Consider the following 24,380-nt stretch of genomic DNA (forward strand, 5'->3'; position numbering starts at 1 on the left):
AGGTCAGCGGGCCGCGCAGCACGTCCAGGTGGTCGGCGCCGTTCCCGGGGATGGGACCCCGGTCAGTTCCCTCTCCGGCGGATCCGGGGAACGGGCACTCGGATCGCGGGCGGATCGTCGCGGGTGAAGATCCACTCCGGATCGGTCACCATGCGGGCAGCCGACAGACCCGCCACCATGGCCACCACCCCGAGCATCGTCGCGATTCCCTGCGCGACGGCGCGGTTGACGTCCCCGGCGTCGAAGTACAGAAGGGTCCGCAGCGCCGACGAGCCGGGCGCCATGACCAGCAGGGTCGGGACGGTCATGAGGGGCATGATGGTCGGCATGGACAGTGTGTTCGATGCTGCCGCCCGGGATTTCACCGCTCTTGCTCCCCTGCTGTGGGACCGGGTCGGCCTGGCCGTCGTCAAAGCCTCACCTCCTGGCAGCGGGGAACACGTGCTGGATGCCTGCTGCGGCATCGGATCCGCGACACTGCCAATCGCCGAACTCGTCGGCTCCGCGGGACGCGTGGATGCCGTTGACCTGTCCGGGTCTCTGATCAGAGAGCTACGAAACCGCCTCGCGGAGTCGCGACACACCGCCCAAGTCGTCCCGCATGCCGCCGACATCACCACATGGAAGGGTGGCCCCTACGACCAGGTGTTCTGCATCCTCGGTTTACCCTTCCTACCCGATCCTGCTGCCGGGGCGAATCATCTGACGAACCTTCTCCGTCCAGGCGGGAAGCTTGTGATCGCTCACTGGCTCTCCTCCCCGGATTCACTGGACCTCCCCGCCGTGGGAACCATTCTGGCGGGCATTCTGAGGAAGTTGGGAGGCGCCCTACCTCCACCGCACGAAGGCCGTGCCCGCTTCAGTGACGACCTGACCCGTCCCGAGACCATGCACACCCGAATGGGCACGCTGGGCCTGTCCGCCGAGGTCACGACGATTGAGCTCAGGGTCCCGCTCGATGCCGTGGTTCTCCGCCTGCTGATCGAAGGGTCGGCCTTCCGGTCGATGCTGGCCGACCTGGACGCAGTTTCCCGTGAACGCGTCCACGTGCTTCTGGCGGAGCAGCTCTCGGGAGAACAACTCAATGCCTCGCTGGTGGTGGGTGCGGGTCGGCGTCAGTGATGCCCACGACTGATCAGGGCGAGGCCGGGGAAACGGGCAAAATCGCTGTCGAAAAACCAGATGCTCGCGCCGTGCTCAATGGCAAGCGCAGCCAGGTGGACGTCAGTTACCAAGTTTCCTCCGCAGGTCCCCATCGGTCAGAAGCTGACCGAGAACCTCCCGGTGCCGCGGGCCGGGACAGGGAGCCACACCTGATCAGCATCGGGTCAGTCAGCAATGTGTTCCCACACACCCCACGGCATGTGCGGGTTCATGGTGACGCGCGGAAACCCGCATGGTTTTTCGCAACAAGGTTCAAGACCTCAGTTTCCGGCGTCGCAGCCCGGGAACCACCTCTCGCAGGTGCGGCGGGTCATCACGGGTGAAGGTCCATTCCGGATCGGTGAGCATCCGGGCCGCCGAGAGGCCTCCAACCATGGCGATCACTCCGAGCAGTGCCGTCATGCCCTGCGTGACGGCCAGGTCCGTGTGATTCTGGTCGAGGTGGAGCAGGCTCCGCAGGGCGAAAGCACCGGGGATGGAAACCAGGAGGGTCGGCACGGTCATGATGATCTTCTCAAGTCCGAATAGCCTTCCCAACAAGGCGCAGCCGAGGCCGATGATGAAACAGCCGGCGAACGTCGCCACGTGTTCCGCGACCCCAAGGTCGATGAGCTCCAGCCTGACGGCATTGCCCGCAACCGCGACCGCACCGGAGGCCATCGCGGCGCGTAGGGGCGAGTTCAGCATCATGGCCCACCCCACGACCGCGATGAAACTGGCCACCACTCGAATGGCCCACACCTGCCACGGCTCCACGCCGAGAGGCGGTGCGGTCTCCGCGGTGACCCCACCGAGATTGGCCACGATCCACACCCCGATGGTGATGGCAAGCAGGATCATGGACGCATAGGCGGCCCGGGGCAACCCCGCTGTGAGGTCCAGCCGGGTCAGTTCCAGGCCCGCGGTCACGAGCGGGAAACCGGGGATCAGAAAGATGGAGGCACAGATGAACCCCGCGGCCATGCGCGGACTTGGTTCCCCGAACAGCCGGTCCAGCATCCCGGTTCCCAGTAAATACAGTGCCGAGGCGGTGAAGGCAGAGACCATCACCACGGCCAAGTGGTTGATCTGCCAGCGCCCGAGCCGCCGGAACAGCAGATACGCCAGCGCAGAGGCGGGCAGCACAGTCCCGATCTCGCGCCAGCCACCGCCGGCGAGCACCGCGACGGAGGCGCAGGCCAGGGCGACCATGATTCCTCTCAACCATGCCGGGTACAGCGGATCCGCGTGGTCGATCCGGTCCAGCTGGCGGTCAAGCTCCGTCGCAGTGATCCGTTCCGGCATCTCATTGCTGAGTTTCTGCAGCATCGCGATCCGGTGAGCATTAACCCCCGGTTTGGGAACCTCGACCACTTTGGTGCGAAACACTCCACGGCGTTCCACCGTCATGGCCAGCGACGTGAACGTGATCGACGAGGCGATGTGTCCCAGCCCGAGGGCCTTGGCGGAACGCCGCATGAGCTGCCGGACCCGGAGCGAACTGGTACCGGCACCGAGCATCATCCCCCCGGCCCGCGCCACCGCGTCGGTTCGCCGGATCAGATGCCTGGGTTCCAGGGAGTCCTCGAACTCCTGATCGCCGTAGCACTCGGGGTCTGGTTGATTCACGGGCGGTGATTCTACGCGCCCGCTCCCCGGTCCGGGCGGATCAACCCAAGGCCCGTTCCAGCCTCGAGGGCTCCTCCGCCTCTCGTCAACGGCTTCTCCCCACCGGAAGGCGTATTCACTCGCCCGCCGCAGAGGTCGTGGAGACCACATCCCGGATCAGGTCCCCGGTCATCCGCCTTCCCGGAACGCCGTCGGCCGGTCAGGAACCCGGATTCGTCATCAGTCGGCGCGCGTCATGGAGTGGAGGCAGGCGAGACTGTGGGCCGCCACCATTTCTCCGTGCTCGTCGCGGACTAGGTCGTCGAGCCGGACGAGGTCCGCACGCTCCGGGAAGTGTTCAGCGACAACACGACTGATGACGTACACGGCGCCAGGCCTGGGTTCGGGCAGGGACGGTTCGACACCGACCCAAGTGGCGCCGACGGCGATGGGCACCTCCCACACCACCTGCAGATCGTCGGGGTTATCCGGATCAGCCACGCGCAGACTTTCCTGTCTCCCGTTGGAGAGCAGGAGCCTGGGTACCACGCCGGAGGCGGGAAGTTGTAGCGTCCGGTCGGCGTCGAGGTCAACGACGACGTCATGGACGGTGAGGTTGGCCAGAACCGTGGCTGGTGCCCGTGCAACAACACCATTCCCTGTTCAGGGTTCCCGGGTGTGGGCCAGGGATTTGAGCTCAGACATGAGATGGTCGAATTCAGCTTTCCACGTCGACGACGCCCACGTGATGCTGAGGGCGCGGGCTGCTTCCTCAAGCTTCTCGCATGTCAACCGCAGTACGTCCGGATAGGTCACATCATCTCCACTCACTGCCTTGGAGTCCGTCCGGATGTTTGCGCCTCCAAGATCCTGGAGGACCATCTGCAAAGCGGACTTGACGATGTCGTCAGCGTGCGTCACGACCAACTTGTTCCGCACCCTGTAGAGGATTTCCAGCAGGTCCTGATGAGGGCCTTTGTCCTTCGACCTCTTCTTGTCGCAGTCCTTCGGGTAGGGGCGAGCAAGATTGATTGGATTTCCGCTCCCGCCCTCGAGGTTGTTGTTCCGGTGAAGAAGATTGCTCCCTTTCGTCTTGAAGTTAAGAGCCTCGGCAACGACGACCGCCAAGCGCATCTTGGTCAGTTCGGTGGCCTCTGTCCACAGGCCCGCTACCGTCTGGAGAAGATCGATGAGGACACCGGCTCCGCGGTCTGGGTTCTCCTTGTCGTTTGCGACTTCAAGGAGCTGCTGACGCAGCTTGTCACACCTGTCCGCCATCTCGTCCATGCGCCAGTCGCCAGCCGCGAGAACGCGGACAGCGCTGAGGAGGTTGAGACTCTTCAGGCTACTGATGGCTGCCTCACGCAGGGCGGTCTCGGCGTCGTTGTGCAGCGCGAACCGGTGGAGCTGGGAGACCGACTCTTTCCTTCCCTCCTCGTCGACCTTATCGACGAAGGTCTGGAGGAAGAGCGGGGTGGCGTGCTCCGCGCACCACGCCTGGGCCGCCTGGAGCGCGCCCAGCACCGCCGCCTTCTGACCGGTGCCGACGATGACGACAGCCGCAGGATGCTTGGCCTCGAGTGCAAGAGCGACCTGACCGCTGACGCTCCTCATGATCACGGGTGTCGCCACGTACTCGTTTCTGTCGCCCCCTTCGTAATCGCGCTTGTCGACGGAGGGAGAAACGTGTCTTTTCCAGCCCGCGTGCACTTGGGTTCTGCGGGCCGCATCAGCAGCGTCGAGGGAGGTCTTCTTGGAGCCGGGATAGGAGGAGTGCAGGAGCAGGAACTCGGCCGGGAGAGACTCCGCGCCGTCGAGCATGGCGCCGGGCACCGCTCGACGGATCTTCTTGTCTGGTTCTTTGCCGAGGATCCGCTCAGTGACGCACATGCCGCGCGGCGCACCGGAACCACACGGAGCTATGAACAGAACCGATCCCCGCCCAGGTCTCCACTCAGGACGAGCAACCCAGTCTGGTAGACAAGAGTCAATCTCTTTGAGGGAAAGCACCCGTTTGACGTCGGAGGCCGATGGTGCAGCGAGGTCATGGACCGCCCCCTTCCCGACATCGTTGAGCCACTGGTGCTCCAGCAGCCACCGGACCGATTTCGGGCATTCATCTTTGAGTTCCTGCTGGCGTTTCTGGGCGGCGCAGATGATCTCCCCCAGCATGGGCAACTTGCCCCGAGCTCTCTTCGCCACCGTCACGAGATCTTCCAGTGTGTGCATCCCAGCCTCGATCTCTTTGTGGTGGCAATCGAGGTAGTGCTTCTGCACCCAGGCGCGTGCAATGAGGCCGGCGCCGTTGTCCGCACGGGCCATGTCGAGGGCAAGAAGGGAGGCGAGGTCCTCATCCTTCAGGGACTCCGGGTTGGTGGCAAGTCGTTTCATGAGGTCGGTGAGGCCATCCAGGCTACCGACGTCAACCGACGCCCGACCGGAACTCCTGGCCAATCGTCCCTGTGCCCAATTCCTCGCCTGCTCAATGTATCCGAGGGAGCGCAGCCAGTAGAAGGGAGCGGTGTCATAGGAACTGCGGTCGAGGAGAACGGCCGTGTCCTTCTGGGAGCCGGGTGCGACCGCGGCCCGCCAGTCCAAGCCGAGCTGGTCGGCGGCACCCATCGCGCCGAGCGCGATCATGGAGGCACCAGAGATCGCATTGACGACGACCTTCGGCTCGTCCCCAGTCTGGTTCTGGGAATCCACAAGGCAGCGGAGCCTCTCGGCGAGTTCCTCAACACCTGCCGTCTCCTGAAGATTGGCCTCACACATCTCCACACTGACGTCGAGCCGCAATTCCTTCCGGAGCCCGTCGTGGACACCCGCAAGACCCAAGGCTTTCTTGAGAAGCTCACCAATCTTCCACGTCCGTGTACCGGAATCACCACTCCGGCTCGCAAGGAGAAGGACCGTCACCACCCGCTCACCCTCGGCCGGGAAGAGCGCACGCAGGATGAGGGACAGCGGCGGGGCGCTGAAGCGGGAGCCTTCTTCGGGCGCCTCGAGCAGCACCTTGAGCAGGCCTTCTGAATCCTCGTCGTCGAGAAACTTCTCGACCTGTTGCTCGGCCTCCCCCTGGGCCTCCTGTCGCTCGGATTTCGAGAGCCCGACGATGTCGTTGCGCAGGTCGCCCTGCCCCACTGGATAAACGATGATGGTCATGTATCGCGTCCTCTCTCACAGCAGCATTCCTCAGCGGGCTGACGATTCGTGACGTAGGCGCATCTTCCTCACCACAGGGTGAGGCATCAGCCGTTCGGCTTGTCTTACACGCTCATAGTAGTGACGCAGGATGCATCCCTGTGGCACACTGCACGCGTCCAGATCCCTTCGAGAGGATCCCCATGTACCTCGTAATGCTCGAGACCAACGGGAACCAGCACTACATCTTCTCCTCTCCGCGCCTACGCGAGAACATCGGCGCGTCCGCACAGCTCGTTTGCCTCAAGGAATGGACTGATAAGGCCTTGAACGAGACCGGAGCGAACACGGCCTGGGAGCAAAACGCAGCCGCCCACCTCACCAGCACCAGGGTCAGTCGTGTCAACGATGATGACGTGAGCGACCTGAACTTCATTACTGAGCACACCGAGTGGGTCAGTCGCGCGTCCGGCAAGGTCATTTTCATGGTGAAGACCGAGACCTGCGCCAAGGCGGTCATCGGCCAGGTCACTCGGACCGCGCTGGCCCAGGCCCCGGGCATCGATGTCTCCGGCGTCTACATAAGCATGAATGACCAGAGCGCCGTCGATGAGGACCTGCTCAAAAAGGTCCACGCCGAGGCCGCAGCCTACGCCCTGCGTCGCTCACCCGCACAGGCCCGCTTCTCCCAGATGCCGTTCCTGGCCAGAGCGAAGGATTCGTCTCTGCCAGCAGCCCCGCCGCTCAGCTGCATGCTTCCCGGCGGTCTGAAGGACGAGGCCGCGGACGATCTTGCCACTGCGCACTCTCTTCCCTCCCGGATCAAGCGGTATCGGGCCTACTGGGCCCGCAAGGGACTCATTGACCTGGTGACCGACACAAACACGGCACTCAAAGAGGAGAAGGACCAGGATCGGCTAGTCCCCGACCCCACCAAGCTTCGAGAAAAGCTTGAGCGTGCCTTCTCGATAGGCAAGGAGGACTGGCCCGCAAATACTTCTGTGCCTCGCAACCCCGACGACAGTGCTAATGCCCCAGCCGACACCAGCGAGCAATCCGCACAGCAGGAAACCAAGCCTGAAGAAGACCTCGAGCGCGCCGAGGAGGCGCTCAGCGCTATCGAGTACCCTTTCCAGGACGGGCGAACCGGTAAAGACAACCGCGATACACATCCCACCGCCGCCCAAAGATCCATCACATCCCCCGGTCCCATCGCCCTCTCCAAAGTTGCCGTCATTCACATCGATGGCAACGGCATCGGTGCGATCATGCGCAACCTCAAGGCGGCAGTGGGTTGCGTGCCTTCGGATGAGTTTGAGGGCCAGCTGGGCTGCGAACCACGAGATCCCGACGCCCTGCGCCGCTTCGTGCTAACCGTGAGTCTCCATCTCGACGCCGTTGTGGCCGACGCCTTCGCCACCGCCTGGTATGACGTCGCCCGGTGGGCCCAGAAAGACCGGCGTGCCGAACAGATCGACTTCACCGTCGTTCCCGTCGTGCCCGTCATCCTGGGCGGAGACGACGTCACCGTCATCGCCTCCGGCGACTACGCCCTGCCCTTCGCTGCCTCCTTCCTGCTCAATTTCGAGAAGAAGACGGCCGCCGATCCACTCCTCAAATACCTCCACGCAGTCAGCAAGATCTGTGACAAGAAGGGCATCTCCGGTCCCGCCCCCATGACAGCCGCTGCGGGAGTGGCGATCGTGCGCCGCAACTTTCCCTTCCACATCGCCTACGAACTCGCCGAGAAGCTGGTGAGTCGCGCCAAGGGCGTCGGTAAGAACCAGGGCTGCTCCACCTTGGACTTCCACGTCCTGTTCGACACCACCGTCGTCGATCCTGACGATCAGCTCGGTGGGTACAGAGATTTCACCAAGCGCCCGTTCCGACTCATCAAACGGACATCGGATTCAGAGGCACAAACACCTACTGAGACGCCGTTCAGCGGCCCCTCGGGCACCTCGGAAACTCCGGCGCCAGCCACATGGAAGGACACATGCCGCCGTGTCGCCAGGTTCAAAGGGTTCCAACACACGGAGGACGAGAAGGACAGGGTCGAACCCTTCCCCCGTACCCGCGCCGCCCGCATTCGCAAGCTCCTGTCTGACGGCAAGCAGGAAGAGGTGGTGAAGCACTGGGAGGCAGTGAAGAAGGAGGTCTCCGTCGACTCCGACATCGCGCGTGGCGGCTCTGAGTCACTGTTCGACCTGCTTGAGCTGGCCGATCTCCTGCCCAACTCTTACTTGCAGCAGGTCACGGGACTGGCACACCCCAAGGACAGCACACCCACCACCCCGACGTCGGAGGAGGTGCACTCGTGAGCAAAACCAACGCCTTCCCGCTCACCGTCGTCTTCCACTCCGACTGGGGCGTGTCCACCGGCACCGGCATCGCCGGCGGGATCGATTCCGTCATTGAGAAAGACCGGACCGGCAAGCCGGTGGTCCGCGGAACCGTCTTGACCGGCGTCATCCGCGAGCAGACTGTCATCGCAGCGCAAGCGCTCGATGACGGGAAGGACAACGGCCCGTGGACACGATTCGCCGGCGACCTGTTCGGCCCTGAAGCTGATGACGACGGCAAGGACCGTCGCCATCAGCGTAACGTCATCTTCTCTGACGCCACCGTGCCCGAGGGACAGGACGTTCCAATTCATGAGGTTGTCTCTTTGTCCATCGACGACGAGACAGGTACGGCTCGCGACGACTTTCTGCGCTTCTTCGAGCGCGCAGGCGCGTGCCGTCTTGAGGGCACGGTCACCCTCGTGGGCGAAGATGTCGACGGCCAGGAACTGACGTGGTCGAATGAGCAGTGTGATGCCGCCCGCCTGCTACTGGCTCTATCCGGGCTGCTGGTGCGCGGCATCGGCTCCAACCGGTCCGACGGTGACGGCATGTGTGACATCCTCATCGGAGTTGACCCCGCACTGCACGCTGATGGCGGGGAGATCCTGAGTCAGGTGCGCCGGTGGTGCAGCCAGGCAATGGACCGCCTCTCTCCTGAGACTCCAACCGTCCCTCGCGCCACACGTGCCTTCGCAATCCCCCACGTAGCTGCACGCACCACATCCTCACCGGTCGCTGAACCGGAACCTGCGCCCAGCTCCGGCGCCTTGCAATCCCCCAAGTGGTGGTCAACGAAGCTGACGATCAACCTGCTCACCCCGGTCGTGTCCTATGACGTGCCCATGTCCAATGAGGTACGTTCGCTGGATTTCCTGCGCGGCACGGTCCTGCTGCCCTGGGTCCACCGGCTCCTGCGGCGCGCGCTGCCCGGCGACGCTGCTGTCCGTGACGCCGTCGTGCACGGTCGGCTGCTCGTCTCCGACGCGCTGCCGGTGGTGGGTGACGTCGTTGGCCTACCGACACCGCTCGCGCTCTCCACTCCGAAGGTGCGCAAGCCGAATCAGTGCTGGCGGGAGGTGACGAACCGGCTGAGAACTGGGGAGCCGCAGGACGTGCACTCGCCGCTGCGCAGCGGATTCGTTTTTCCCGGCCTTGAAGTGGCGCCGCCGGAACCGTCGGACGGACACGATCCACTCGACAAGAAACTGACACTGTCTGGCGGTCTGGGAGCGCCGCCGCTCACCGGCCGCCAAGCCACAGCGCACTCGACTGCCACCGGGGCCGCGAAGGATGGGGCCCTTTTCCTCGTGCGGGCCCTGCCCGCCGGTTTGACGCTCCAGGCAACGATGACGTTGTCCGAGGACCTGGTCAGGATCTCAGGCGTGAAGGAGGTTCTCGCAACAGGAGCTGCACATGACGCACGCCTGGGGTCGCGTCGGCTGAGCGGCACCTACGGCCACGCCCGCTGCACTTTCTCCCCACTGACCGAGACGGCCACTTCGCCTGTTGCCCCGGGAGAGACCACCCTGTGGTTCACCTCCGACGTCCTGGCGCGATCGGCGGCGCTGGGACCCGGCGGCAGCCAGCAGGATCTGGTTGATGCCTTCGGCCGCCTCGGCGCACGCCTGGAGGTCTGCCAGCAAACGGACGACCGCTTCACCGCCGGCATCCGCCACCGTCGGATCGACTCATGGTCGACGGCGGGAGGCCAACCCCGCCCCACGCACACGGCGATCCAGGCCGGTTCGGTGCTGCGCGTCGCGGTCCCCGACGAGGCCGCCGCCCTTGCGCTCACCCGCCTGGCCGTCACCGGCGTCGGCGACCTGACGGCCCAGGGCTTCGGACGCTTCGTCGTCGGGCACCCGCTGCTGGATGAGAAGAGTTTCAGCCTCGGCGACCTCCGCCGCTCCGACTTCATCGGCAGCACCGACGCCGCAACCTCCCAGGAGGAGCAGTCATGAGCATCATCCGCTACGAGCTGACGATCCGTCTGACAACCCACTCTCCCCTGCACTCGGGTGGGATGGATGTGGTGGCTGACCCCACGCGCGAAGGCGTCGACCGGGAGGCGGTCGCCACGAGATTCGCCCGCGACGCCCATGAGCGCCCGATCCTCACCGGGCGCTCGGTCAAGGGTGCCGTGCGCACCGCCTGCACCCGATACCTGGAGAAGAATCCGGAGTCCGACGTCGCCCAGTTCCTGACCGAGGAAGCCCAAGCCAGGCTGTGGGGTGACAGAGGCAAGAAGGCGCCGAACGGCACACCCCTGCGGGCCTCCGCCCTGACTTTTCACCCCGTCGAGATTCCCGAGGAGGCCCTGGCGGGTTCTCGGTCGGGTGATTCCTCCGAGGCTGAGCAGCGGCAGGCCGGGGCCGACCTGCCCTGCAGGGTCGGAATCGCAATGAACCGCTGCTGGGGCGCCGTCGGCGACGGGGCGCTGTTCGTCCACGAGTTCGTGCCTCGGGGTAACGCACTGACACTCGTCATCACTGCGGAGGGCATCAACGACGAGGCGCCAGCGAAACGCACGAATGCCGAGGGCGGCGCCGACGCATCAGAGGAGAAGAAGGAACCAGCGGCTCCTCCAGAGCCTGCAACTGCGGCTGAGGTCAAGCAGCTCCTTGAGCTCATCGTCGGGCTGTTCAAAGCCGGGCAGGTCTCCTTCGGTGGTCGGCAGAGCGCGGGCTGGGGACGGATCGCGCTCGACGATGGAAAGCCCAAGGATGAACGTTGGCGGCTCCGGGAGTTCAGCCTCAAAACCAGGGAGGGCCTGAAGTCCCTGCTGTCCGATTCCCCCTTGCCGGGTACAGAACTGGAGCCTGTGGACTGCGGTCCTGCCAAGCGCACTCGCATCACGGTCACGTGGAAGAGTCCCACGGGGATCCTGGTGGCGGACCCGGGGCTGTCCAAGCAGGACAAGGCCGACCTCAAGGAAGAGCGCGAGGCCGCTCTCGCTGAAGGTAGAATCTTTGACAAGAAACCCGTCCCCACCGTGCCGCTGCGCGACGCCGGAGGCGAGGATGGTCCGCTCGTCCTTCCCGGGAGCTCGGTGCGCGGGGCATTGCGCGCCAGAGCCTCTCGGATCGCACGCACGGTTCTCGTGGGAGCCCTTGGGCAGCGGCTCGACAACTGGTCGAAGCCCGACATCACGGTCCACGACCAGCTGGCAGACGACCCCACTCTCGTCCGCGACCTGTTCGGCACCACCGAGCAGCGTGGCGCCCTGACGGTGCTCGACACCCAGGCGGCACCGTCGGCCAATCCCCGCACGGTCACCCACAACGCGGGCGACCGCTGGACCGGTGGCGTGGCCGAAGGCGCTCTGTACGGAGAAGAGGTCCACGACGGCGCCCGCTGGGACGACATCGTCCTGGAACTGGACCCCGACAGGCTGCCCAACGAGCAGAACCGGCGTTGTGCCGCCTGGTGTCTGCTGGGGCTCGTCTTGGCAGAGCTCTCCACGGGCACGCTCCCGCTGGGCAGCAGGGGAACTCGTGGACTGGGACAGGTGGAGGTCACAGGCCTCACGGTCGAGGGACTGGAATTGCTCGGGCTCCCCGGCGACGGTTCCTGGATGTTCACGGCAGGCGAAGGCCAGAGCGGGCGCGACGCTGCAGATGCCCTGCTGAAGCACCTGCGAACGGTCAACGAGACGATCAAGCCGAACGGCGGCGCAGACGCTGCCGGATGGTCCTCCTATCTCATCGAGACCGGGGAGAAGAACAATGCCTGACGAACTCACGATGCCGTCGCTGAGGGAAGCAATGTGGTCTTCGTCACCCAACCCCAACGCCACCCTCGACGATGTCCTGAAAGCCGCCGCTTCTGCCGGTTCCGTCGCCGGAATCGCCTATACGACGGCTGGGGCGCACGCCGTCACGTCCGTCTCCGACGGAAAGCTGCACAGCTCCGGCGGCGATGTTGAACGAGCCGCCATCTACGAACTGCGGCTGTGGGAGGCCGGCATCACTAATGACCGTGAGGTCTTTGCCCACGAGTGGCGATGGGTCAATGGCTCTGGTTCAGCCGAGATCATCGTCCACGAAACCTCGAGCAATAAGGAAAGCACTCCCAAGTTCAAGCCGTGCTGGTACCGCCACAACGCATACCTCCAGCACGGTGCGGCGCTGCCCGGCAACCCGAAGACGATGACCAGCATCGAAGTCTTCACCGAGCAGGAATACGGGAACACCGTGTTCGTCGACGAGCTCATGACGGGAAAGTGGGGCTGACATGCCGGGCAGGACTGAGGACTTCAAACCCTTCCACTCCGCCGTCAATCGGATCCCTGTACCGCGGCGGTCCGCGCAGAACCTGGCTCGGCACAACGTCCTTCCCCCTGACCTCTTCCTCGACGGGCCTGCACCCTCACACGATCACCTCGATCCTGATCGCTGGTCCGGTTCTGTTGACCTAGAGATAACGCTGCACACGCCACTGGTCTTCGGTGAGCAGATCACCACGGAGGAAGCCGGTCCAGGAGGACGGGCTGAGAAGCGCCATTTCGTTGCCCTTCCGCTCAACTCCGATAAAACGGTCCGTGTTCCACCGACCATGATCAAGGGCATGATCTCTCGCGCGTACGAGACGCTCACGTGCTCGCGCTTCCGCGTCTTCGGTGACGTGGAGAACCAGGGTGGCTTCCGTCGGACCGCCGATGATCGCTCCGTGCCGCTGACCTACCGGGGCGACGCCGCCAGCGCTCTCGGGCTGGTCCCGATCCGAATCACCGGGGAGGATGAGGATGGCCTCATCGGCGCTCTCTACTACGGCGACACCAAGGTCACTGAGGACTATCGCGAGCACAACCTCGTCTACCCAAAGATGCGTGCAGCGGCGCTCCGAGGAACGTCTTGCGGCCCTGCGAAACTCGTCGTCCCCCAGGATCGACTTGACCGCCTCGCCCCGCATGGCAAGAAGATCGTCTGCGACATGACCTTGTGCCTGCACGGACGTGGTGGGAAGAGCGCCCGGTACGCCTACTGGTTGGTTACGCACATCCACGACGAGAACACCGGCCAACCGATCGAGATCTTCCGCATTCCGGAGTCCATCACCACGACCAAGCACCTCGACGGCGTCACAGGCTACGTGTGCAGGACCGCAGCACCGAATCAGTCGCCAAGAGACCTGTTTCCCAGAAAGCACGACGAGCGCGTGTTCTTTGACATCTCGCCTCATGGCCCCGCACAGGTGCGCATCTCGTCTCGGGTGCGTGAAGCGTACCGGGCCGTTGTCGAGAGCTATGTGGCTCAACGCAGCAAGGATCCGAAGAACAAGAAACAGCCGCCCAACCGGGCTACTGATGCCGTGCACCGCGAACAACGAGAGGCCGTGAAAACGACAGGAGTCTCACACATCGCCGTGCCAACAGCGACTGCGGACGTGTGCGCCGCAGCGTCGCTAACAGTCGGCACGGTCGCTTTCGCGGTCGTCGACAACTCCAATGACGCTCCGGTCGTCGTCGAGATCATTCCGACTATGATCGGGCGCCACGCCTATCAGCGTTCGCCGCTGGAGCTCGCCAAGACGCAGGAAGTCGCCCCGCTCACGAAGGCTGATGACGCGTCCCCTGCCGATCGCCTCTTTGGATACGTCGTCCATGACAAAGCCGGGAAGGGCGGGGACGTTGCCTTACGCGGTCGGATCAGCATCGGCCCGGTCGACGGAACACAGGCGACCATCGTCTCCAACAAGTCACAACTCCTCACTCCCCTCCTCGCCCCGAAACCCGGTTCAGCCCGCCGCTACCTGACTGATCACGAAGGCAGGACTCCTCGGCGACACGATGGCCACTCCGACGGAGCCCTACCGCGCTCTGATCTCTTCCGGGACGGCCAACTCCTCGGGGCCGCCGCCTACCCCGTCCATCGGAAGATCCTCGACCAGAAAGGGTTTCCGGTCGCCGCAACCGCGGACCCCGTCATGAATGGAAGGCCTCAGAAGAACCTCGAGACTCGGATCACAGCACGCACCTGGTTGGCGACCGGCAGCGTGCTGACCACCACTTTGACCTTCACCAACCTCAGTTCTGACGAGCTCGCCGCCCTCCTGTGGGTATTGACCCCAGAGAACCTGGTGCCGGCATCCGAACAGGACGATCAGCGCTCGAAGATCGGCTACCTCCGCATGGGGCTCGGCAAACCCTTCGGGCTGGGCACCCTCGAGGTTCGAGCCGTCGAGGGGAGCCTGCGGGCTCAGCGGAACGGCAGTCTCGCGCAGGACTACGCATCGCTGCGAGGCTGCTTGGGGGCGGGCAGCGTGACCGCAGACCCGAGTGAAGCCGTCTTCGACACCAAGATGCCTTCCGTCATCACGAAGCTCCCCTGGGTCCAGGCAATGCAGCGTGCGGCCTATGGATACGCCGACGACACGAAGGTCAGGCACATGAGTCTGAACGAAAACAAGGAGAACAACCAGACAAACGGAACAACGGGCGAGCCCCGTCCCGGCAAGGGCATCGCCCCACGTGACATGTTCGGTTCAGATTCAGGCGAACCCATTGTCGTCCCCGGGAAACCGAAAGGTCCGGCATGAAACCCACGAGGCGGAAACCGTCCCCAGCGAAGACAACGATGACTGCCTGGCACCATGCGTACAACGGTGTCCCAACCACGAGGAAACACCGGAAGAACGGAAAGAATGGCCTCGGCGGGGATTACCCGCCCGTCAGGCATGATCACCTCCTGCCGAATGGCCTCTCGGGCAAACTGCACGTGTCCATCAAGGTCGCGTCCCCGACCGTTCCCGGCCAACGCACCGCGAAAGGGCAGGTCGTCGTCTCCTCACGCAGCGGAGCTGTGGGTGGCGCCATGGACTGGGAGGATGCGACCATTCCCGCAACCACCCTCAAGGGTGTGCTGTCGTCCGCCTACGAGGCGGTCACCGCATCCCGTATGCGCGTCTTTCCAGGCTACGAGCATGTGCTCACACACCGCCGCACATCTCAGGAAGCGGCGATTCTCTATCCCGTATTCCTCGTCGCGGATCAAAACGCTTCCGGAGGAACTGGTCTTCGGGCACGAATCATGCTCGGGAGGAATCGGAGGCCCAAGAACGGCACGTGGGATCGTCTTCCATGCCTGTGTGCAGCTGTTCTTCCTGACTCCGAGAAGTCCCGTACAGCCCTGTATGACAAATCAGGTCAGCTGATGTACTCCGGAGCCACCAAGAAAAGGAAGCGAAAATACCACAACAAGAAAGGTCCGCAGCATGTACGGGAGCGCCTGTCACAGCTTCGGGACGCGACGCCGCACGGCTCACAAGTCACCTTCACCGCCCAGAAGGAGGACTTCTACAAAACCAAGCGATTGATCGTCTCCTCAGTCAAGGGCGAGCGCTTCTGCGGGACCGTCGGCCACAGCAAGAGTCACGGCCCCAAGGACTCCCCATATACCGGCTACGTCGTCCGCCTCACCCCGGAGGGCTCCGACCCTCTCATTGACACCAAGTACAACGAGTTCGTCTTCTTCGACACGAAGAAGAACAGGACGTACCGGGATATTTCAGCCCAAGTACTCACGAACCTCGTCGAGGTCATCCACAGCTACCTGGAGAACATCCGCACCCTCAAACGCCAGGAAGCGCACCGTCGCAGCGCCGGCGCACAGAAGGAGACCAAGACCCGCCGCTCGGACTCTCCAAACACCTGGCTCATCCACTCGATCCTCGACGGGGAGAACGGTGGGCCGGGTCTCTCGGCCGACCGCGAGGCGATCGAGCGGTACGTGAGGACGCTAGCCTCCAACGAGCCCGGGCTCCCCCTCTTCGCCTCAATCGACAACACGAAGGGCACTGTCACCGAGTTGTCCCTGTCCCAGGTGGGAAGGCGCGTCAGCAGTGAGGCGTGTACACCTGCGGAACTGGCTGAGGCCGGCAACATCGTCCCTGCTCAGGAGTATTCCCAAGCCTCCCCCGCCGACCGCATGTGGGGCTTCATCGCTGACAGGAAAGAGGATGCCCAGAACCAGGTGGCAGCAAATCATGGTCGCGTCACGATCCATCCCATCAGACCCGCGAAACAGCCAGAAGGCGCCGCTTGGCTCAGGCTCTCCGGGGACGGAAACACGGGCTGGCGCCTTCCGTCCTTGGCGAGTCCCAAGCCATCTACGGGCTTCCCCTATCTGCGCAAGGCTGACGGCGGCCCTCTATCGGAGGAGACAACCCGTGACGAGACGTACAGGTCGGGCCAGCTCCTCATCCGGAAGGTCTATCCGTCCCACCGCCTGCGCATCGGCCAGCAGCTCGATTCCGTTCCAGGCGTCGAGACACTCACCGGGGCACCCGGCTCGAGTCAGACCGTCATCGGCTCCTACCTTGCCCCAGGAGCAACTTTCACCACGACGATCAACTTCGAGGGGCTGACGGCGGAGGAACTAGCCGTACTCGTGTGGCTGCTCACTCCGGAAAGACTGGTACCCCGCAGTGAAAAACCGACCGACGGCGACAATCCCTCCATTGGCTTCCACCGTCTCGGCTTCGGTAAACCCCTCGGCCTGGGAATGGTAGAAATCCGGGCAACCAACGTCGTCGTACACGACGGCCACAAACTCGCTGGGATGTATCGCGACCTGACGGGCTGCCTTGGCCTTGAGCGACTTCAGGAGATCGAGGCGTCCAGCACTGAACGGTTGACGTCTCTGCTCAATGCATTGCCTGAGGGCTTCGAGTCCTGGCTCGCCGTGCGCGCCTTCGTCCGTTCCTCCTATGGATGGAGTGACGGTAAGCCAGTCCAGTATCCCAACGCGGACCACACCACCGGAGAGGACGAAATCTCACCGATCACGACGTGGTTCAAGAACCGGGAGGAGAACCGCGTCAAGCACAAGCTGGATCGGCAGAAGAACCCCCTAGATTCCAGTTACGACCTGCCCGATCTGACTGACTGAGACCGATACAGATCCTTCCGCACCGCACCGCAAGCCACCAGGCGGCCCCGTTGTTAGGTCGGGTCTGTTTATGGGCTCTTCGCAGAAGTGAGCGGATGAGGGGCCCTGGAGTTGGTGGCTCTGGGGGTGTGTGGAGCCCTCGGGCTGTCAGGATGAGGGTGTTGAAGCCGAGTCTGAAACCCGAGGGTCCTTGCGTGAAACGTTACCTCACCCTGCCTCGACACGTTCTGCCGTTTGGACCGGCTCGGGTTGACCGTGACCGGTCAGCAGATCGAACCCGACCACACCGTGCTGCGCTGCCACCCCACGACACCGCCGTCGCGGTGTCCGGCCTGCGCCAAGGCGGGACTCCGGCATGATGCGGTACTGCGCCGGTTAACACATGTGCCGTTCGGGTGGAAGCCAACGGTTTTGGAGGTGGTGCCCCCCCACTACCGGTGCCGGCCGTGTGAGCGGGTCTGGTGAGGCACCCGAACCGGCGACAAGTACGTCACGGTCATCATCGACTTGACCCCGACAAGGAAGTGAGAGGCTCCCGGCCGCAGCACCGGTGTACGCTGCGGAAGAGGTCACCCGAAGCAGGAAAAGCAAAGCATCGTTCGAATGTGACCGACAACCATTCACTTTCCGAGTGACTAACGCCCAGCTTGAGCCGCGTCAAGCCACGCGACACGACATGTCTTCGCCGCCGTCCAGCAAGCCCGCGCCTACATGAGCCTTGGTCCCGTCGCTTGAGCCCGCGCCTCATGCGCCCGCGCTCAGGGCCTAGCGCACAACAAGCTGGTGGCTCTCCACGCACGCATCAGCTGCCGTAGCACGACCGTGAGCGACATCATCGATGTGCCCGAGAGCTTCAACTTCGTCGCCTCCCCCAGTGGCATCTGCTTCACCGTCCGCTCCGCCTGAGCCGAGTGCACCCGGCTTCCCAGCGCCCTCAGCGCCGGAAACCCGAAAAGCTCACACAACACCCGTGTGCCCGCGTCGGGGACAGCACTTCACGAAACAGACGATCAGCCACAGTCGGGATGCCATCCCCAAGCTCGTCGACATCGCAAGGGACGGGGATTCAGAGCTGAAGGTGCAGCCGGAGCGCCTCATCCAGTTGGGCGACCAGGCGGGCGGGAAGGCGCCCGATCACCGGGCCGATGCGGTCGACTGACACCGCTCGGACCTGTTCGGCCTGGGCCTTGGAATCCGAGCGGATACCGACCTCATCCGCGAGGAGAAGCACCTGAAACGGAAAGACCCGCGCGGTATTACTGGTGACGGGGACGACCGTGACCACGCCTCGCCCGAGTCGAGCGGCGACGGTGTTGGCGCGGTCGTTGCTGACGATGATCGCCGGACGACGCTTGTCTGCCTCTCCCGCCCGTGCGGGCTCCAGATCGACCAGCCGGATCTCGCCGCGGAGCACTACTTCACCCCGTCGGCGACGGTGACCGCCCAGGCCTCGGCCTCTCCGGCGTCCTCCCACTCCTGCCAGGCAGCGGTGTAGGCATCCTCCAGGTCGGGATCGCCCAGCAGCTTGATGGCCTGTTGGATCGCCGCCGATCGTGACTTCAAACCCGCAGACTGTGCGTACTTGTCGAGCACGGCGACCTCGCTCGGCGACAGACTCACGCTCAACTTCACCTGACCCATACCACCATAGTAGTACCAGCAGTACGACTACTTTGCCCCCATGGTGCTCGGGATCGAGAATCTGACAAACCGCCCAGTTGAGGATCAGAGCATCGTGGGGTACGGGCAGCGCCCGTACCCCACCGCTCGCCGTCGGGTCAGCTGCAGCCGCTGGTGGAACCGCAGCCCTCACAGACGTAGCAGGATCCGCTGGGGCGCATCTTGGTGCCGCAGGTCATGCACAGCGGGGCGTCCACCGCCCGCCCGGTCATCGACTCCATCAGCTCGGCCGTGGTGTGGGCGTCGATCAGGGAGGGCTGCCGGGCGCCGTCGACGTTGAAGTCGTCGTAGGCGTCGTTGCGCAGGCTCTCCGCTTCGGGCATCTCGGCCTCTTCCTCCTCCGAGAGGTAGGAACCGGTCTCGACGTAGCGGGCGCGCTCGGCGGCGGTGTAGATCCCCAGATCGGCGCGGTCGTCGAAGGAGAGGTAGTCCAGCGCGAGGCGGCGGAAGATGTAATCCATGAATGACTGCGCGATGCGGATGTCCGGGTCGTCGGTCATGCCCGCGGGCTCGAACTTCAGGTTGGTGAACTTCTGCACGAAGCTCTCGAGCGGCACCCCGTACTGCAGGCCGATGGACACCGCGATGGAAAAGGCGTCCATCACGCCGGCCAGGGTGGAGCCCTGCTTGCCGAGTTTCAGGAACACCTCACCGAGCCGCCCGTCCTCGTACGCGCCGGAGGTGATGTACCCCTCGGCCCCGCTGACGGAGAAGCTGGTGGTGCGGCCCTGCCGCGACTTCGGCAGACGCTCCCTCTTGGGCCGGTAGACGACCTTCTCCACCACCTTCTCGACGACCTTGACGTTCTCCTTGTCCTCGGTCTTCTTGCCGTCGGAGAGCGGCTGGCCGACCTTGCAGTTGTCCCGGTAGACGGCGAGCGCCTTGAGGCCCAGCTTCCAGCCCTGCCGGTAGACGTCCGCGATGTCCTCGACGGTGGCGGACTCCGGCAGGTTCACGGTCTTCGAGATGGCCCCGGACAGGAAGGGCTGCACCGCAGCCATCATCCGGACGTGCCCCATCGGGGCGATGGCCCGCTGCCCCATGGCGGTGTCGAAGACCTCGTAGTGCTCCCTGGCAAGCCCCGGCGCGCCGATCACGTGTCCGTTCTCGGAGATGAAATCGACGATCCTGCGGGCCTGCTCATCGTCGTAGCCGAGCTTGGCCAGTGCCCGCGGGATGGTCTGGTTGACGATCTGCATGGAACCGCCGCCGACGAGTTTCTTGAACTTCACCAAGGAGAAGTCGGGTTCGACGCCGGTGGTGTCACAGTCCATCATGAAACCGATGGTTCCGGTGGGGGCGAGCACGGAGGCCTGGGCGTTGCGGTAGCCGTTCTCCTCGCCGATCGAGACCACCTGCTCCCATTCCCGGGTGGCCACCGCGTGGAGGTCCTTGTCGGCGGGCATGACGAGCGCGGAATCGTTGGCGGCGCGATGCTTGCGCATCACCTTCTTGTGGGCCTCGGCGTTGCGGGCGTATCCGTTGTAGGGCCCGACGATCCCGGCCAGTTCCGCGGAGCGGCGGTAGGAGGCTGCGGTCATGATGGATGTGATGGCGGCCGCGGTGGAACGCCCCCCGTCGGTGTCGTAGCCCTTGCCCATGGCCATCAGCAGCGCCCCGAGGTTGGCGTACCCGATCCCGAGCTGCCGGAAGTTGCGGGTGGTCTCGCCGATCGCTTCGGTCGGGAAGTCCGCGAAGCAGATGGAGATGTCCATAGCGGTGATGATCAGTTCGACGGCGCGCACGAAAGTTTCCGCGTCGAAGACCCCGTCCTCCCCCAGGAATTTGAGCAGGTTGAGGCTGGCCAGGTTGCAGGAGCTGTTGTCCAGGCTCATGTACTCGGAGCACGGGTTGGACGCGGTGATGGGCCCGGATTCCGGGGTGGTGTGCCAAGCGTTGATGGTGTCGTGGTACTGGACACCGGGGTCGGCGCACTCCCAAGCCGCCTTGGCGATCTTGTGGAACAGTTCCCGGGCGTCGACCTTCTCGATCACCTCTCCGGTGGTGCGGGCGCGCAGCCCGAACTCGGTGCCCGCCTCTACCGCGGACATGAACTCATCAGTGACCCGCACCGAGTTGTTGGCGTTCTGGTACTGCACGGAGGTGATGTCCTTGCCACCGAGATCCATGTCGAAACCGGCATCGCGCAGCGCCCGGATCTTGTCCTCCTCACGGGCCTTGGTCTCGACGAACTCCTCGATGTCCGGGTGGTCGACGTCCAGGACCACCATCTTCGCGGCGCGCCGGGTGGCGCCGCCGGATTTGATGGTTCCGGCCGAAGCATCGGCGCCGCGCATGAAGGACACGGGTCCGGATGCGGTGCCGCCGGAGCTGAGCAGTTCCTTCGAGGAACGGATGCGGGAGAGGTTCAGACCGGCCCCGGAACCGCCCTTGAAGATGAATCCCTCCTCCTTGTACCAGTTGAGGATCGACTCCATGGAGTCGTCGACGCTGAGGATGAAGCAGGCGGAGACCTGCTGCGGCGAGTGGGTGCCGACGTTGAACCACACCGGCGAGTTGAAGGAGAAGTACTGGTGCAGCAGCAGCCAGGTCAGCTCCTCCCCGAAGATCTCGGCGTCCCGGTCGGTGGCGAAGTAGCCGTTGTCCCGGCCGGCCCTGACGTACTGCCTGACGACGCGGTCGATGAGGGTCTTGAGGCTGGCTTCACGCCGCGGAGTGCCGAGGGCCCCCCGGAAGTACTTGTTCGTCACGATGGTGGAGGCGTTCACACTCCAGAAATCGGGGAATTCCACGCCGCGCTGCTCGAAGACCACCTCACCGGTCTTCCAGTTGGTCTGGACCACGTCGCGCGACTGCCAGGTGACCTCGTCGTAGGGATGCACACCCTCGGTGGAGAACACCCTCTCGATGGTGAGACCCACCCCGAGAGCGGGCTGTTCACCGGGGCGTCCCCGGTTGTTGGCGGATTTGGTCACAGTGGTGGTCATTTCTTCCTCACTACGAGAATGGCGGAGATTGATCGGCTCAGCCGATCAGGGGTTCCTGTGAGTCGGTCTCGCGGCGGCGTCTGCGCCGCGGACCCCTGACGGGTTCGGGTAGCAGCGCGTCACCGGTCGGCTGGCGGCGTTTCATGGAGTCGACCTCGTCGATGAAATCGTCAACAGAATCGAAATTCTTGTAGACCGAGGCGAACCTCAGGTAGGCCACGGGGTCGAGCTCCGCCAGGGGGCCGAGGATCGCGATGCCGATGTCCTCGCTGGTCAGTTCGGCCTGCCCGATGGAACGCAGATCCTCCTCGACCCGCTGACCGAGGGCGGCGAGCTGGGCCGCGGTGACCGGGCGGTTCTGGCAGGCCTTGGCAACCCCCCGGATCACTTTCTCCCGGCTGAACGCCTCCACCACCCCGGAGCGTTTCAGGACGTAGAGCTGGATCTGCTCCACGGTGGTGAACTTCCGCTGGCAGGAGCAGCACACCCGGCGGCGGCGGATGGCCAGGCCGTCGTCCGTCGCACGCGAGTCAGACACCTTGGTGTCTGCGTGACGGCAGAACGGACAGAACACGGCAGAGTCCTTTCAAGTGGCCCCGTCCCCTGGGGCGCGGCTTGCGACGCTGCTCCCCCTAAGCCCCCTTCAACACCCAATAAATACAACGTGTTGAGTAAAAGCGGGGTCGCAACTACTAGATGTAGGAACCATATGCCGATGACCCTGCGCCGTCAAACACCGACGGCGTGTCGCTGGGAAGTCCCGGAAAACTTCTCAGCGACCCGTGACGTGCGCCCAGGCGGGATCCCCCGCGGTGGGCGTCGGGGTCGGGTCAGGCTGGTTGAGAGATGCGATTCCCGGCGCCGCGACGACGAAGGAGAGCACCACCAAAGCAGCGAAGGCCATCGACTTGAGGCGCTGCGCGAAACGAGATCCGGGGCGAACAACCGTGCAGGAGGAACCGCCGAGGGGACCGCGCGTCGCGGGGCCGCGGGACGAACGGACACGGGGCGCGGGCTGGGCGGGACGGCCGGCGGGGCCTCCCGCGCGGCGCCCCCTGCGGGAGCGGGCGAATGTGGTCATCTCAGCGGCTTCAATGCTCATGCTTCCTCCTGTTGCCACTACGGCCGCCATCCGCGGCACGTCGAACCTGTGTTCGAAACGCTACAGGAACCCGCGCGCAGTTTCAAACACCTTTTCGATTCCCATTGCGTCACGGAAGGAGTCAACACGCCGGCACCGACATTTTCGCTCCGCACCGCCATCCTCGAACAGATGTTCGTATTCTGGGGTAGGATGGCGTCATGGCAGACGAGACCCACGAGGAAACCGCGGAGGCCACGATCATCCGGCTTCCCTCCCGCAAGACTTCGCGCGCAGGGCGTCCCAGCAAGGCACAGGCGGCCGCCGACGTGGCGCGCATAGCCGAACTCTCCTCCCCCTCGGGTGGGACCGGCAACCTCACTCCTCGCCAACAGCTGCTGCTGAAACTGATCCGGGACGCCGTGGAGGCCAACGGCTACCCCCCGAGCATGCGCGAACTGGCCGAACGCGCCGGTCTCGCATCGACCTCCTCGGTCGCCTACCAGCTGAAGGTGCTCGAGAAAGCCGGTTTCATCCGCCGCAACCCGAACCGGCCGCGGGCCATGGTGGTGACCCTGCCGGAGACCGTCGCCCCCGAGGCACCCGCACCGGAGCTTCCAGACCCCGAACAGACCCACACCTCACGTCCCGAGGCTGTCGAGACGCCCCTACTGGGCAGGATCGCGGCGGGCGGCCCCATTCTCGCCCAAGAGCAGGTGGAGGACGTCTTCTCCCTGCCCAGGCAGCTGGTCGGGAAGGGCACGTTCTTCATGCTGGAGGTGCGCGGGGACTCCATGATCGACGCCGCCATCTGCGACGGCGACTGGGTAGTGGTGCGGCAGCAGCCCGATGCCGACAACGGCGACATCGTCGCCGCGTTGCTCGACGACGAGGCCACTGTGAAGACCCTGAGCCGCAGGGGCGGCAAGGCCTGGCTGATGCCCCACAACGCCGCCTACTCCCCCATCGACGGCACCGGCGCCCGCATCATGGGCAAGGTGGTGGCGGTGATGCGGCGGGTGTGAGACCGGTTCAGGAAGAAACCTCCATGGCCGGGCGCGGAGATGCCATCCGCCCGGCGGATCCTGGCCCTTCTTGGTTCCTTGGGAACAGGTGCGGCGCGCCAACCGCACCTGGTGTCATCGCTTCGCGGTGATGCGGGAGTGCACCTGGTCCAGGTCGTCGCTGATCGGTCCGCGCATGTTGGAGATGCCTGGGTTGTCCGCGTAGCGGGGCAGGACGTGGACGTGGAGGTGGAAGACTTCCTGCCCGGAGTCGGCGCCGGCGTTGCTGAGGATGTTGCAGGCGCTGGCGCCCAGTTTCTTCTTCAACAGATTGCCGACCGCCCCGATGGCGGGGGTGATCTCTGCCAGTGCTGTTGGGTCCTCCAGAGCGTCGGCCACGTGGCGGCGCGGAACCACCAGGGTGTGTCCCTGCTGCCACGGGTTGATGTCCAGGAAGGCGACGGCGGTTTCGTCCTCGTAGACGAACTTCGAGGGGATCTCGCCCTCGATGATCCGGCAGAACAGGCAATCGCTCATGGTCT

19 protein-coding genes and 1 pseudogene are annotated in these 24,380 nt (G+C 64.5%); 10 read left to right on the forward strand and 10 right to left on the reverse strand.

The genetic code is table 11. The features are described from left to right. Positions 1–62: 62 nt before the first annotated feature. Positions 63–308: a threonine/serine exporter family protein gene (locus EL272_RS15745; RefSeq protein ID WP_082793746.1), complete on the reverse strand. Its 246-nt coding sequence runs from the start codon at positions 306–308 to the stop codon at positions 63–65. A 19-nt stretch (positions 309–327) separates the two neighbouring features. Between EL272_RS15745 and EL272_RS09440 the strand changes: the two genes are divergently transcribed. Beyond that, positions 328–1,122 carry a class I SAM-dependent methyltransferase gene (locus EL272_RS09440; RefSeq protein WP_244926064.1) on the forward strand — a complete coding sequence of 265 codons (795 nt, stop codon included), beginning with the start codon at positions 328–330 and terminating at the stop codon, positions 1,120–1,122. 294 nt (positions 1,123–1,416) lie between these two features. On the opposite strand, the gene EL272_RS09450 is transcribed toward EL272_RS09440, so the two are convergent. The 3 genes from EL272_RS09450 to EL272_RS09460 all read right to left on the reverse strand — a co-directional run bounded on the left by EL272_RS09450 (position 1,417) and on the right by EL272_RS09460 (position 5,913). After that, positions 1,417–2,772: a threonine/serine exporter family protein gene (locus EL272_RS09450; protein ID WP_014846975.1), complete on the reverse strand. Its 1,356-nt coding sequence runs from the start codon at positions 2,770–2,772 to the stop codon at positions 1,417–1,419. A 219-nt stretch (positions 2,773–2,991) separates the two neighbouring features. Further along, positions 2,992–3,252 (reverse strand): hypothetical protein, encoded by a 261-nt coding sequence (locus EL272_RS09455; protein WP_061786798.1) that lies wholly within the window; start codon positions 3,250–3,252, stop codon positions 2,992–2,994. Between the two features lie 162 nt (positions 3,253–3,414). Then, entirely contained in the window at positions 3,415–5,913 is a 2,499-nt protein-coding gene (locus tag EL272_RS09460) for a hypothetical protein (protein WP_061786797.1), read from the reverse strand. Positions 5,914–6,095: 182 nt separating this feature from the next. Between EL272_RS09460 and EL272_RS09465 the strand changes: the two genes are divergently transcribed. The 8 genes and pseudogenes from EL272_RS09465 (at position 6,096) to EL272_RS15890 (ending at position 18,031) form a co-directional block, all read left to right on the forward strand. Further along, positions 6,096–8,213 carry a hypothetical protein gene (locus EL272_RS09465; RefSeq protein WP_061786796.1) on the forward strand — a complete coding sequence of 706 codons (2,118 nt, stop codon included), beginning with the start codon at positions 6,096–6,098 and terminating at the stop codon, positions 8,211–8,213. Then, positions 8,210–10,198 carry an RAMP superfamily CRISPR-associated protein gene (locus tag EL272_RS09470; protein WP_061786795.1) on the forward strand — a complete coding sequence of 663 codons (1,989 nt, stop codon included), beginning with the start codon at positions 8,210–8,212 and terminating at the stop codon, positions 10,196–10,198. The genes EL272_RS09465 and EL272_RS09470 overlap by 4 nt, the downstream gene beginning before the upstream one ends. Then, a complete protein-coding gene (locus EL272_RS09475) occupies positions 10,195–11,970 on the forward strand; it encodes an RAMP superfamily CRISPR-associated protein (protein WP_061786794.1) in 1,776 nt (591 codons plus the stop codon). The genes EL272_RS09470 and EL272_RS09475 overlap by 4 nt, the downstream gene beginning before the upstream one ends. Further along, entirely contained in the window at positions 11,963–12,469 is a 507-nt protein-coding gene (locus EL272_RS09480) for a hypothetical protein (RefSeq protein WP_061786793.1), read from the forward strand. Before EL272_RS09475 ends, EL272_RS09480 begins: the two co-directional genes overlap by 8 nt. A gap of 334 nt (positions 12,470–12,803) precedes the next feature. Then, the gene (locus EL272_RS09485; protein WP_126409402.1) at positions 12,804–14,774 is read left to right on the forward strand and encodes a hypothetical protein; all 1,971 of its coding nucleotides are present in this window, start codon (positions 12,804–12,806) and stop codon (positions 14,772–14,774) included. Between the two features lie 38 nt (positions 14,775–14,812). Then, on the forward strand, positions 14,813–17,125 hold the full coding sequence (locus EL272_RS09490; RefSeq protein ID WP_061786791.1) for a hypothetical protein: 2,313 nt from the start codon (positions 14,813–14,815) through the stop codon (positions 17,123–17,125). Positions 17,126–17,359: 234 nt separating this feature from the next. Continuing rightward, positions 17,360–17,587 (forward strand): annotated as a pseudogene (locus EL272_RS15750) (ISL3 family transposase); the annotation flags it as partial. Between the two features lie 321 nt (positions 17,588–17,908). Then, positions 17,909–18,031 (forward strand): hypothetical protein, encoded by a 123-nt coding sequence (locus EL272_RS15890; RefSeq protein WP_255265811.1) that lies wholly within the window; start codon positions 17,909–17,911, stop codon positions 18,029–18,031. A 160-nt stretch (positions 18,032–18,191) separates the two neighbouring features. Here the strand turns inward: EL272_RS15890 and EL272_RS09495 are convergent, their stop codons facing one another. From EL272_RS09495 to EL272_RS09515, 5 genes are all read right to left on the reverse strand, one after another. After that, the gene (locus EL272_RS09495; protein ID WP_061786789.1) at positions 18,192–18,539 is read right to left on the reverse strand and encodes a type II toxin-antitoxin system PemK/MazF family toxin; all 348 of its coding nucleotides are present in this window, start codon (positions 18,537–18,539) and stop codon (positions 18,192–18,194) included. Next, complete coding sequence (locus EL272_RS09500) at positions 18,539–18,766, reverse strand: ribbon-helix-helix domain-containing protein (RefSeq protein WP_244926065.1); 228 nt, start codon at positions 18,764–18,766, stop codon at positions 18,539–18,541. Before EL272_RS09500 ends, EL272_RS09495 begins: the two co-directional genes overlap by 1 nt. A gap of 137 nt (positions 18,767–18,903) precedes the next feature. Continuing rightward, the gene (locus EL272_RS09505; RefSeq protein WP_244926066.1) at positions 18,904–21,753 is read right to left on the reverse strand and encodes a vitamin B12-dependent ribonucleotide reductase; all 2,850 of its coding nucleotides are present in this window, start codon (positions 21,751–21,753) and stop codon (positions 18,904–18,906) included. A 37-nt stretch (positions 21,754–21,790) separates the two neighbouring features. Continuing rightward, the gene (gene nrdR / locus EL272_RS09510; protein WP_014846985.1) at positions 21,791–22,327 is read right to left on the reverse strand and encodes a transcriptional regulator NrdR; all 537 of its coding nucleotides are present in this window, start codon (positions 22,325–22,327) and stop codon (positions 21,791–21,793) included. 198 nt (positions 22,328–22,525) lie between these two features. Continuing rightward, on the reverse strand, positions 22,526–22,855 hold the full coding sequence (locus EL272_RS09515; protein WP_061786788.1) for a hypothetical protein: 330 nt from the start codon (positions 22,853–22,855) through the stop codon (positions 22,526–22,528). 200 nt (positions 22,856–23,055) lie between these two features. Between EL272_RS09515 and lexA the strand changes: the two genes are divergently transcribed. Continuing rightward, positions 23,056–23,859, forward strand: coding sequence for a transcriptional repressor LexA (gene lexA / locus EL272_RS09520; RefSeq protein WP_061786787.1), 804 nt, complete (start codon positions 23,056–23,058; stop codon positions 23,857–23,859). Positions 23,860–23,973: 114 nt separating this feature from the next. Here lexA and EL272_RS09525 read toward each other — a convergent pair whose 3' ends face one another. After that, complete coding sequence (locus EL272_RS09525; RefSeq protein WP_014846988.1) at positions 23,974–24,375, reverse strand: HIT family protein; 402 nt, start codon at positions 24,373–24,375, stop codon at positions 23,974–23,976. Positions 24,376–24,380: the final 5 nt, after the last annotated feature.

It is taken from the genome of Arachnia propionica (assembly GCF_900637725.1).
GTDB classification, from domain to species: Bacteria; Actinomycetota; Actinomycetes; order Propionibacteriales; family Propionibacteriaceae; genus Arachnia; species Arachnia propionica.

Excerpts from the sequence above, each read along its gene's own strand:
- EL272_RS15745 (WP_082793746.1), bottom strand. The coding sequence starts at position 308 with ATGACCGTCCCGACCCTGCTGGTCATGGCGCCCGGCTCGTCGGCGCTG.
- EL272_RS09440 (WP_244926064.1), top strand. The coding sequence starts at position 328 with ATGGACAGTGTGTTCGATGCTGCCGCCCGGGATTTCACCGCTCTTGCT.
- EL272_RS09460 (WP_061786797.1), bottom strand. The coding sequence starts at position 5,913 with ATGACCATCATCGTTTATCCAGTGGGGCAGGGCGACCTGCGCAACGAC.
- EL272_RS09465 (WP_061786796.1), top strand. The coding sequence starts at position 6,096 with ATGTACCTCGTAATGCTCGAGACCAACGGGAACCAGCACTACATCTTC.
- EL272_RS09475 (WP_061786794.1), top strand. The coding sequence starts at position 10,195 with ATGAGCATCATCCGCTACGAGCTGACGATCCGTCTGACAACCCACTCT.
- EL272_RS09480 (WP_061786793.1), top strand. The coding sequence starts at position 11,963 with ATGCCTGACGAACTCACGATGCCGTCGCTGAGGGAAGCAATGTGGTCT.
- EL272_RS09485 (WP_126409402.1), top strand. The coding sequence starts at position 12,804 with ATGATCTCTCGCGCGTACGAGACGCTCACGTGCTCGCGCTTCCGCGTC.
- EL272_RS09490 (WP_061786791.1), top strand. The coding sequence starts at position 14,813 with ATGACTGCCTGGCACCATGCGTACAACGGTGTCCCAACCACGAGGAAA.
- EL272_RS09500 (WP_244926065.1), bottom strand. The coding sequence starts at position 18,766 with ATGGGTCAGGTGAAGTTGAGCGTGAGTCTGTCGCCGAGCGAGGTCGCC.
- EL272_RS09505 (WP_244926066.1), bottom strand. The coding sequence starts at position 21,753 with ATGACCACCACTGTGACCAAATCCGCCAACAACCGGGGACGCCCCGGT.
- EL272_RS09515 (WP_061786788.1), bottom strand. The coding sequence starts at position 22,855 with ATGAGCATTGAAGCCGCTGAGATGACCACATTCGCCCGCTCCCGCAGG.
- lexA (WP_061786787.1), top strand. The coding sequence starts at position 23,056 with ATGGCAGACGAGACCCACGAGGAAACCGCGGAGGCCACGATCATCCGG.
- EL272_RS09525 (WP_014846988.1), bottom strand. The coding sequence starts at position 24,375 with ATGAGCGATTGCCTGTTCTGCCGGATCATCGAGGGCGAGATCCCCTCG.